Here is an 11,585-nt window from a genome sequence, read left to right as displayed (position 1 = left end):
GGTGAATAATATCTATTAGATCACAGCGAATGAATGGATTCAAGGTTAAAAAGCAATCAATTGAAAATAGTAGAATACGTTCCTAGAAAGAGTAATTCTACAGCCTCAACGCCTTGCTAAGCGGATAAAAATAGTTGGTTATAATCGCGAAGCGATGACCAACTGTTTTTATTCCGTTTAAGCAACTTGTTAGAGCGCTACCAGTTCGGCAAGTTTTGCAGCAATATTTTTTATCGGGTCTTCAGCAGTGTCTAAGCCACTCCGAGAACCAAGAAGCGGGCTGGCATCACGCAAATCGTCATACGTTGTTTCATGTACAATGGGTACAAGAAGATCAGTCGCTAGAAGTGCCGAAAGCTCTTTATCAGCGATCCCTTCTCCTGCAATCCGATTCAAAAACGATGGTGTAACCAATACAATTCCGACTCGTGACTTGACCAACCCTTTATCAATTTCACGAAGCAAATTTGAACCAAGAAGAACGTCCTTTTCACTAAACCAAACCGAAACACCTAAAGCCTCAAGCTGATCGTGTAACTCCTTAGCAGCTCCCTTTCGGTCATCCCACGCGTGACAAAGGAAGATATCTCGCAAGTCAGGCTTGGAAGCTCGTCTTTCGACATTTTGACGAACTGGAGTCAGCATTCGTACATCTGCAGCAGTGTAGGCCACGGAGGAACCTGCTTTTGACCAACGAGGGCGAGCACTACTAGACCCAACACTATTACTGGAACTTCTAGAACCACCTCCTGAAGAGGAATATGGCGAAGGTGAATATGATGAAGGTGAATATCCTCCACCATAGCCACGACTCCTGCTACTACATGCGGGACATGAAGCGGCGCCACTAGCAGTGCGGTGGCCATTTCTTGGTGCTGTGCATTGTGCCATATTGTAATTATCCTTTTTGGTAATAACTATTTAAAAAACATTTAAAATTGACGGAAGGCCAATGGCATCATGTGCGCTCTAACGCCACAATAAGCGGCTAAGTAATAGTTGGCTAAAATTGTGCGAGGCACGAAGCGCAGCCAACTGTTGCGTGTCCGTTTGATTGCCTTGTTATGTGTATTATGAACACCACTCCGCTAATACATCAGGAGAGGAGAAACCATGCATCATTATTTTATTTGGATCATCGCCAAAAGCGAGTGCAAATTCATTTTCGTTTTCTAATGTTAGCAACCAACCAAACTTGCTTTTAGCGATAGCCCAAACATTAGATTTTTTGTATTTATCAAAATCACCATTATCAGCACATGTAGATACAACCGTAACTTTAACTGGATCTATAATATGATCCAATAAGTTTAATTTTAGTTTTTCTACATAATTTTCGTATGTTTCGCCTTTAGGAGTAATGACTTGTGCATGTCCATTTAGCGCTAACTTAATTTTCGATAATGCTTCAATCTTATTCATTTGCATCGTTTCTCAAATAGGAATGCCTAAACCTGTTTATACACATAACGCTCTAATAAACCGCGCAAAACGCGGAGCCTTCTTTGTGTATACTTCGCGAAGCGAAACACAAAGAAGGCGGAGTGTTTCGCGTCGGTTTTAATTAGTTTTGTTATGTGCAAGGCCCGAAATTTTTAAGCCCAACCTCATTAATAAGTGGTATTAATTTTTCTAATGCACCGTTATTTTTATGCCAGATAATATAAGTATAATCCCATTCTTCGGTGATTATACAATTTAGTTCAGGTATAACATATTTGGAAAATGAATCAGGGCCTTTATTTATTGAATTCTTGTAAGTTGATAGTGTTTTATTAATATCATCTATTTCAATTAATTTCTCGGAGTCGCAATCTACTGCCATTAATTTGTATTTATTTGAAATCGATTTAATAAAATTATTGAAACAACACCATTCCTTTTCAGTAACTAAATCTAATTTGTAACACTCGTCTTCTCCAAGCCATCCATCCCAAAGAGTTACAAATTCTTGAACGAAGTCGCTTTTTACATCCCACTCTTTAAAGTATGATCGATACATAATTCTCTGCACATAACAGCTTATTGAACACCACTTTGGGGGTTTATAACACCCCAAAACGGCGTATATTACATTGCTTAATAATTCCACTAAACAACTTCTATGTAAACAGGTAATTACGTATTTTGTAAAGTTATTGTTGTTAAAATACACCAAAACGACTTTTAATAATGTTATTGGACAAAACACGAACAACTGTCTATATATACAGTACGTTTTTAAAAGTTGAATATCATTTATGAAATCTCTCTTTCTAACCATGATTAAAGACCATATGTATAGCAAACGGTATGCAAAGAGCACTATTGAAGCTTATCTTTTTTGGATAGCTAGCTATATCCGCTTTAATAATATGCAGCACCCAAGCTCTATGGGAGACACTCAAGTAGAATCGTATTTGAACCATTTAGTAAACTCGCAAACGTAGCGCAAGGCACACAAGCGCAGGCACTAAATGCGCTAAGTTTCCTATATAAAGAAATAATTAAGAGCCCCCTTTCATTATCATTAGACTTTGTAAAAAGTGAACGCCCAAGAAAACTACCCGTTGTGCTTACTCAAACAGAAGTTTCAGCGCTATTTAAACACTGTGTAGCAAAGCATTATTTACCCTGTGGATTACTTTATGGCAGTGGTATGCGATTAATGGAGGTACTGCGTTTACGAGTTCACGATATTGACTTTGACTATAACTGCATTCGAATTTGGGATGGCAAAGGAGGTAAAAATCGTGTTGTAATGCTTGCAGTAGAGCTCATACCGCAATTACGTTCTCAAATACAATTAGTTGATAGTTACCTGCAATTAGATCTGAAAAACCCCTTATATAGCGGCGCTTATATGCCGCATTTGTTACGTAAAAAATATCCAAACCATAATAAGCAGCTGGGATGGCAATATTTATTTTCATCACATAAATTAAGTCTTGATCCCGAGAGTAAGCAATTAAGGCGCCATCATATCGATGAAAAGCAATTACAACGCGCTGTTAAAAAAGCCGCTTTTGATGCACATATTAATAAACACGTTACCCCACATACTTTGCGCCACTCATTTGCTACGCACTTGTTGCAAAGCGGCGCTGATATCCGCACAGTACAAACACAGCTAGGTCACAGCGATGTGCGTACTACACAAATTTATACTCATGTATTGCAGCAAGGTGCTAACGGGGTTGTTAGCCCTTTTTCAAGATTATAAGCGTCTCTTTTTAATCCTCTACAGATACATATTCACTTTCAAACCAATACCGTCATCTATTTCCATTTTAAAAACATAAAAAAGCCCCGCTTGTTTTTACACAAGCGGGGCTCCACACTAATACTTTTCAAAAATAAAAGCGCCGATACTGCGAGCGCTTTGCATCATTGAATTTTATTACTTTAACTTACTGATTAACTACGCTTTTAAGCGGATTAATCGGCTGTGCGTTATCGTCTAGTAGGTTCATATCAAAATCGAACTCATCTACACGAATCGCTTTTTCACGTTTGATGTTGTAATCAATTAACTGAACGTGTTCAGCTTGCGTGATTACGTTTGCCGCTAGTGCGTTATCAAGCGTGATGTTAAAGCGTATACCTGGTTTAATTACTTTAGCACGTAATGCTTTTTTAACTTTAGCCAGTTCGCCAAGTGATGCCATTTTAGCTTTGTAAGCTTGCTCATTAATATGATGGCCATCGCCCACTACTGGTTTAACTAAATGCGTGATTTGCGCTTTAAATGCGGTATCTAGCTGAGCTTGCTTAGCTAGTTCGCGGATTAAATCGTCACTAATTTTTGGCATTTTAGTTGAGTAGTTCATTGTAATAAAACGAATAAACTTACGTGTACCACTTGCAGGGAAGTTATCTAAAAACTTATGCAATGCTTCTTCAGCACTTTGTAGTGCAAAACGAGTCGCGTAATGGAAATAAGGTGCTGCTTGCTCACGGTCACTACTTGATACTTTTTGCTCGTAGTATTTAATTGATGCCATAGCTGCATATAAGAAGCTCATTACATCGCCTAAACGTGCCGATAGCATTTCTGCTTGTTTTAACTTACCGCCAAGTACAAGTAACGAAAAGTCTGCGTACACTGCAAGTTTTGCAGATAATTTATGTACTGCTTTTTCGTAGTCGCGTACTTCTGGTAATTCAGAATTAGCACTTGCTGTAAATGGTAAAACACCTAAGCGGAAAGCACGTAAGCTGTTTGCTGTGCTGTAGCCAATTGTTTTACGTAAAATACCGTTAAATTCTTTATCTGCGCCTTTGTCTTCACTATGAATTGACTCAACCATAGATTGTAAATATGGGTGACAACGCATAACACCTTGACCAAATATCATTAGGTTACGAGTAAGAATGTTCGCGCCTTCTACCGTAATGGCAATCGGCTGAGCAACATAACCACTTGCTAATGTGTTTTGTGGACCATTTTGAATCGCTTTACCTGCTTGAATATCCATTGCTGAATCAAGTACGTCGCGACCAAGCTCTGTCATGTGGTATTTAGCGATTGCAGTTACTACTGATGGTTTTAAGCCCATGCCTAAGCCTTCAGTTGTAAGTACGCGCATTGCTTCTTGTAGGTATGTTTTACCTGCAATGTCGGCTAGTTTTTCTTGAATACCTTCAAACTGGCCAATGGCTAAACCAAACTGTTCACGCACTGCTGCGTATTCAGATGCTGATTTAAATGCAACTTGTGCTGTACTAACACCTAGCGCAGGTAATGAAATACCACGGCCAGCACCTAAACAGCTAACCAGCATTTGCCAACCACGGCCGATGTTTTTCTGTCCACCAATAACAAAATCCATTGGTACAAATACTTTGTTACCACGTGTAGTACCGTTGTAAAAACGAATACCCATTGGGTCATGGCGATTACCAAGCTCTACACCTGGGTGCTCTTTTGGAATAAGTGCACAGGTAATACCTAAGCTTTCTTTACCACCTAATAAACCATCAGGGTCCATTACTTTAAAGGCTAAACCAAGTACGGTAGCAATAGGTGCAAGCGTTATGTAGCGTTTGTCCCATGTGATCTCAAGGCCAAGTACTTCTTCGCCGTTATACATGCCTTTAGTAACTGTACCAATGTCTGGAATGCCACCAGCATCAGAACCCGCTTCTGGGCTTGTTAATGCAAAACATGGTATGTCTGTACCATTTGCTAGGCGTGGTAAGTAATGTGCTTGTTGTTCTTGCGTACCAAAGTGAAGTAATAACTCACCCGGGCCTAACGAGTTAGGAACCATTACGGTTACCGCAACTGCTGAGCTTTTAGTCGCAATTGTGCCAACAATAGTAGAGTTTGCATAAGGGCTAAACTCTAAACCACCAAACGACTTAGGAATGATAAGCGAGAAAAAACGCTCTTTTTTCAAAAATTCTAAGATGTCATTTGGTAAATGAATGCCGTTTTGAATCACTGAATCGTCAATCATGCCCAATAACTCTTTTACTGGACCGTCTAAGAATGCTTGCTCGTCTGCGCTTAATGTAGCAGCAGGTACGTCGCGAAGTGCACTGAAATCAGGTTTACCTTGGTAGATAGAACCTTCAAGCCATACATCACCCGCGTCTAGCGCTTCTTGTTCTGTGATAGAAATACTTGGTAATACTTTTTTTAGTTTTGTACGTAAACTCATGATTGAACTCATCCGACCAGCTAAATAATACCTACATTACGTCATAAAAAATCGTTTAGATCAATTGCTCTATTCAATTAATTAACAGTTTTTTCAATTTATTTTCTTTACCTGAACGTAAACTGTTGAAACACAAAGGCTTACAGTTGTACGCTGAAAAAAAGTATTTTGATTAAAATGATGAATAAAACAGCAAAAGCTCTAGCGCTGTATCTATTTTTTTATGGGCATAAAAAAACGCAGCACAAATAGGCTACGTTTTTATTCAATTTGTAGAGGCTACATTATTAGTTAATCTAGCTAAAACTACCTAAATTTAAATCAAATTGTATAAGCGTTTCACTTGGCAACTTTAACAACTTGCTTGCCGGTAAAACCACCCGCAAGTTGTTTATTAAGTGCTTGCGATACTGACTCAGCACTAAAATCTACGGGCGTTATTTCTGGGTGTTTAATGTCGCCACTAACAGCTCCTTCAAGTAACAGGTTGCCCATAAAGCTCAAGCGTTGTTGTGCACATAAACTGTTAGCAAGCCATGCACCCCCAATTGATACAACGCTAATATTGGGCGCTCGGTGATACATTAAGTCTTGATCAAAACAAGGGAGCGGATTTAAGCAGGCAATACGTCCGCAAAAACGCATTAACTCAATATTACGCTGAGTACACTCACCACCAATCGTATCAATAACCGCATCAAAGCCTTGCGGGCCAAGTTCTCTGCGGATTTTTTCGCATAGCTTTTTATCGCTATAGTCAAAAATCACATCAGCGCCTAACTGTTTAACCAATTTATGGTTACGCTTTGATGCCGTGGTAAATACATCTGCACCGCGCTGTTTTGCATATTGAATAGCAAACTGCCCTACCGCTCCGGCTCCGCCTTCAATAAAAATAGTATCGCCTTCACTAATGCCTATTTTATCTAAGCTAATAAGTGCTGCCATACCGGCGCATGGAAGTGTTGCTGCAATGGCCGGATTTAAACCGCTTGGCACAACCGACACTGCAAAGTTAGGTACTTTGGTGTATTCGCTCAAAGCACCTTGCTCACCAATGTTGGCATGCCACATAACGCGCTGGCCAACATTTGGAAACACACCTTTATTAGCTTTAACCACAACACCTACGGCATCTAAGCCTAGAATGTGTGGATACTGCCATTTACAAAAGCCTGTTTTAGCAAATTGACCATCAACTGGATTTAAACCAACGTACTCTACTTTTACAAGCAGCTCGTTATCTGCACAAATAGGAACAGGCAGCTCAGCATCCGCTAAGTCAATTGCTTCATTTGGTTCTGGCAGTACAATAGCGCGCATAGTTTGCGGGATAATGTATTCATGTAAATTTTCAGTATTTGGCATCAATATAACTCTACTTATTAGTGTCGTTTAACGCATAACTCCATTGCCCATTAAATGACTGGTAAGCATTTACTTTGGCAAGCAGTGAAGAAATTGTTGTTTCAACAGCATTTTCTTGTGCTATTAAAACATCCTGGCGCGCATCTAACAACTCAAGGTAAGGAATTTGACCTTCTTCGTACATTGCTTGTGCTTGTAAAAATGCTTTATTAGCAAAGTCATAACGTTCATCGGCAAAGCGTTTTTGCTGTGCTTGATTGACCAACAATTGCAGTGAAAGTTCACTTTCACTTAGTGCAGTTAATACTACTTGTTGATAATCGCTGTACGCAGCTTCACTTAAAAACTGTTGCGCGTCACGCTGCGCTAAAAGCGCAGGATAACTTAAAATAGACCACTGTAACTGCGGCGCTACTTGCCACTGTTGATCGGTATTTTTTAAGCCTGTGCTATCTATACTCACAACCCCTGCAAATGCAGATAAGCTAATATCGGGTAATAACGCTTTGCTAGCTGCAACACTTAAACTATTTGCTTGGCTAAAGTCAAACAGCGCGCGGCTAATATCTGGACGTAAGGCAATGGCATTATTAGCGTTTTTTAGTGCTACGCTAAAGTCACGTTCAAGCACGCCTTGCTCGTTTTCAATAGCAATATTTTGCGCTAGCTTACCGCTTAGTACTGCAAGCGCAGATAAATCGCTGTATTTTGCATACTCAATAGCAGGCATTAATGCTTGTTGCTGCCTAAGCTGCGCCATCGTACGGTTTAAATCAAGCTCGTTAGCTACACCTTCATCAACTCGTGCCTGTAAAACGTCAATACTTTGCTCAAGCGCTTCAATTTGAAGTGTAACAATGTGTTGTTTTTCAACATTCCCTTGGTAACTTACAAAGCCTTTAACGACTGACGAAACAACTTCAATTTGTAATAAGCGTACTTGCTCTGCTTGGCTCATGGCCGATGCATTTGCTGCATCAACCAACGCCGTTATGCGACCAAATAAATCTAGTTGCCAATCAAGTGCAACGTTTGCACTTGATTGGCGGTCAAACACGCTTGGTGCATCGCTTCGAGCTGCGCCAACATTTACGCCACCTTGCGGCAGGTATTGGGCTTTTTGCTCTCCTAATCGCGCTAATGCACTTTTAAGTGTTAACTGGCTTGTTTGCAAATTATAGTTATTTGCAAGCGCACCAGTAACAAGCTCATTTAGTTGATCAGAATTAAGCTTTTTCCACCAGTTTGTCTCATCAGCAACGCTAACGTTACTAGCAATATTAGCTTTAGCAACAAATTCGTTAACGGCTTTTTGCTCGCTCATGGTGTCTATTTTACTCGCACATCCTGCTAAAAACGCAGCAACTAATACTGCACTGGCGGTCAGACTTGTTTTAAGTCTTTTTTGCATTAATTTAGTCATGAGTATTCTCCTGCGCTTTCTCTTTTTTGTTAGTCACTAACATATAAAATACCGGCGTAAACAATAGGCCAAACACGGTTACACCTATCATCCCTGAGAATACTGCGTTACCCATTGCGTGTCGCATTTCGGCGCCCGCACCGGTAGCAAGAACTAACGGTACAACACCTGCTGTAAATGCAATTGAGGTCATTAATATTGGGCGCAAGCGCATACGACATGCCTCAAGTATTGCCTCTAAGTGCGATAAGCCTGAGTCGTGTCTATCTTTTGCAAACTCAACCATCAATATCGCATTTTTAGAAGCCAACGCGACCAGTACTATTAACGCTATTTGGGTGAATATGTTGTTGTCAGAGCCGACAAACCACACACCTAATAAGGCTGAGAAAATAGTCATTGGTACAATTAATATAATTGCCAGTGGTAAACGTAAGCTCTCGTACTGCGCTGCAAGTACCATAAATACAAGTAATACAACTAACGGGAATACATAAACCATGGTGTTACCGGCAAGTACTTGTTGGTACGTTACTTCAGTCCACTCATACTCAATACCTGTTGGTAGTGTGTCTGCGAGTACTTTTTCAATAGCAACTTGTGCTTGGTCAGAGCTATAACCTGGCGCTGGGCTACCATTTAGTTCTGCACTTGGGTAACCGTTGTAATGCATAACACGGTCAGGACCAATTGTTGGTGTTACTGTTAATACAGAGCCTAGTGGCACCATATTTCCTGAGCGGTTACGTACTTTTAGATTAAGTATTTGATCAGGGTCTAAGCGGTAGTCAGCATCAGCCTGTGCATTTACTTGGTAGGTACGGCCAAACATATTAAAGTCATTTACGTACACAGAGCCTAAGTAAATTTGCAGTGCGTTAAATACTTCATCAAGTGGAATACCTTGAATTAGCGCTTGCTCACGGTCAATATCAATATCCATTTGTGGAACTTGAATACGGAAACTCGAGTACAAGCCCATTAATGCTGGGTCTTGTTGCGCTTTACCGATAACAGCTTGCAGACTATTAAATAAGGCTTCAAATCCTTTATTTGCTCTGTCTTCTATTTGCAGTTTAAAACCGCCGGTAGTGCCTAAACCTTGAATTGGCGGCGGTGGAAATACCGCTACAAATGCTTCATCAATGGCAGCAAAACGTTTATTCAACTCGGCAGCAATCGCCATCGCTGATTGGCTTGGGTCGGTACGTTTGTCAAAGCTTTCAAGTGGTGTAAATACAATGCCGCTGTTAGGGCTATTAGTAAAACCGTTCACTGATAAGCCAGGAAAAGCAACTGTATGTGCAACGCCTGGTACTTCTAATGCAATTTGCTGCATTTGAGAAAGCACATCTTCAGTACGATCAAGGCTTGATGCATCAGGTAACTGCGCAATAGCCACTAAATACTGTTTATCTTGCTGTGGAATAAAGCCACCCGGTACGGTATCAAATAACTTAATTGTGCCACCAACAAGTGCTATGTAAGCCACCATAACAACAACGGTCATACGAATTAGTTTTTGTACCAGTTTTTCGTAACCTTTAGCACCACGATTAAATACGCGGTTAAATGGTTTAAATAACCAACGACCAAACAATTTATTAAGTAAACGCGTGAACGCATCTGGTTTTGCATCGTGCGATTTTAATAACAATGCAGCAAGCGCAGGCGATAACGTTAATGAGTTAAACGCTGAGATAATAGTCGAAATAGTAATTGTAAGTGCAAATTGCTTATAAAATTGACCTGATAAACCGGTAATAAACGCAGTAGGAATAAATACAGCACTTAGTACTAGCGCAATGGCAATAATAGGGCCTGTTACTTCACTCATTGCAACGCGGGTTGCTTCAAGTGGCGATAAGCCTTTTTCGATATTACGCTCTACGTTTTCAACAACTACAATCGCATCATCTACAACAATACCTATGGCCAATACTAAGCCAAACAACGATAAGGTATTAATTGAGACACCTAACCACTGCATTACGGCAAACGTACCAATAAGTGAAATAGGCACAGCAATTAGCGGAATAATTGATGCACGCCATGTTTGTAAAAATACAATAACAACAATAACTACCAATACAATTGCTTCAAGCAAAGTGGCAATTACCGCGTCAATTGAGCCGCGAACAAATACCGTTGGATCGTACACAATGTCGTATTCAACACCGGTAGGAAAATCTTTAGATAAGCGCGCCATTGTTTCGCGTACTTGATCAGATAGCTCAATAGCGTTAGAACCAGGGCGTTGAAATATTGGCATTGCAAGTGCTGGTTGATTATCAAGCTCTGCTCGAAGTGAGTAAGTGTCTTGACCTAAATCAACACGGGCTATATCAGATAAACGCGTTAACTGACCCTCGTCGCCTACTTTAATAATAACTTGTTCAAATTCTTCAATACTGTTTAAACGACCTTTAACGTTTAACAATATTTGAAATTGACTGTCGTTTGAAATTGGTTGCGCGCCTAAGCTACCTGCAGCAACTTGCTGGTTTTGCGAGCGAAGTGCTGTTACTACATCTGTTGCTGTTAATTCGCGTGCAGCAAGTGCATCTGGGTTTAGCCATACTCGCATTGAGTATTTGCCGGCACCAAACATGCGAATATCACCTACACCCGGTAAACGTGCAATTTCATCTTTAATGTTTAAATCGGCATAGTTAGATAAGTACGCTGTGTCGTGCGTTTTTTCAGGTGAATATAAATGCACTACCATGGTTAAATCTGGTGATGACTTTTCAGCCACAACACCTAAACGTTGTACTTCTTCTGGCAAACGCGGAAGCGCACTGTTTACACGGTTTTGTACTTGTACTTGAGCACGGTCTAAATCGGTACCTAATGCAAAGGTTACCGTTAGTGTCATGCGGCCATCACTGGTACCTTGCGAAAACATATATAACATGTTTTCAGTGCCGTTAATTTCTTGCTCCAACGGTGTTGCCACTGTTTGCGCAATAACGGTCGGGTTAGCACCCGGGTAGTTAGCGGTTACAACCACGGTTGGAGGAACTACTTCTGGGTATTCACTTACTGGTAGTTGGAATAGTGATATACCACCAGCAATTAAAATAACCAATGACAGCATGGCCGCAAATATTGGACGCTGTATAAAGAAATGCGAGAATTTCATCAAT

Annotated in this window: 7 protein-coding genes and 1 pseudogene; 1 reads left to right on the top strand and 7 read right to left on the bottom strand. The window is 40.4% G+C overall.

The genetic code is table 11. The features are described 5' to 3' along the window. Positions 1-189: 189 nt before the first annotated feature. From I6F45_RS21385 to I6F45_RS11280, 3 genes are all read right to left on the bottom strand, one after another. Complete coding sequence (locus tag I6F45_RS21385) at positions 190-672, bottom strand: toll/interleukin-1 receptor domain-containing protein (protein ID WP_331460651.1); 483 nt, start codon at positions 670-672, stop codon at positions 190-192. Between the two features lie 399 nt (positions 673-1,071). Then, the gene (locus I6F45_RS11285; protein WP_231609656.1) at positions 1,072-1,422 is read right to left on the bottom strand and encodes a hypothetical protein; all 351 of its coding nucleotides are present in this window, start codon (positions 1,420-1,422) and stop codon (positions 1,072-1,074) included. Between the two features lie 151 nt (positions 1,423-1,573). Further along, on the bottom strand, positions 1,574-2,002 hold the full coding sequence (locus I6F45_RS11280) for a hypothetical protein (RefSeq protein WP_197160497.1): 429 nt from the start codon (positions 2,000-2,002) through the stop codon (positions 1,574-1,576). A gap of 238 nt (positions 2,003-2,240) precedes the next feature. Between I6F45_RS11280 and I6F45_RS11275 the strand changes: the two are divergent. Next, positions 2,241-3,202 (top strand): annotated as a pseudogene (locus I6F45_RS11275) (integron integrase). Between the two features lie 187 nt (positions 3,203-3,389). Here I6F45_RS11275 and I6F45_RS11270 read toward each other — a convergent pair. From I6F45_RS11270 to I6F45_RS11255, 4 genes are all read right to left on the bottom strand, one after another. Further along, on the bottom strand, positions 3,390-5,645 hold the full coding sequence (locus I6F45_RS11270; RefSeq protein WP_165740175.1) for an acyl-CoA dehydrogenase: 2,256 nt from the start codon (positions 5,643-5,645) through the stop codon (positions 3,390-3,392). A gap of 339 nt (positions 5,646-5,984) precedes the next feature. Beyond that, entirely contained in the window at positions 5,985-7,013 is a 1,029-nt protein-coding gene (locus tag I6F45_RS11265) for a zinc-binding dehydrogenase (protein ID WP_197160495.1), read from the bottom strand. A 10-nt stretch (positions 7,014-7,023) separates the two neighbouring features. Continuing rightward, a complete protein-coding gene (locus tag I6F45_RS11260; RefSeq protein ID WP_165729478.1) occupies positions 7,024-8,436 on the bottom strand; it encodes a TolC family protein in 1,413 nt (470 codons plus the stop codon). Further along, positions 8,429-11,581, bottom strand: a complete 3,153-nt coding sequence (locus I6F45_RS11255) for an efflux RND transporter permease subunit (RefSeq protein ID WP_165729477.1) — start codon at positions 11,579-11,581, stop codon at positions 8,429-8,431. Before I6F45_RS11255 ends, I6F45_RS11260 begins: the two co-directional genes overlap by 8 nt. Positions 11,582-11,585 lie beyond the last annotated feature (4 nt).

Source organism: Pseudoalteromonas sp. SWYJZ19 (assembly GCF_015864375.1).
Classification (GTDB): Bacteria; Pseudomonadota; Gammaproteobacteria; order Enterobacterales; family Alteromonadaceae; genus Pseudoalteromonas; species Pseudoalteromonas arctica.
This window is presented reverse-complemented; position numbering and strand designations above follow the sequence as displayed.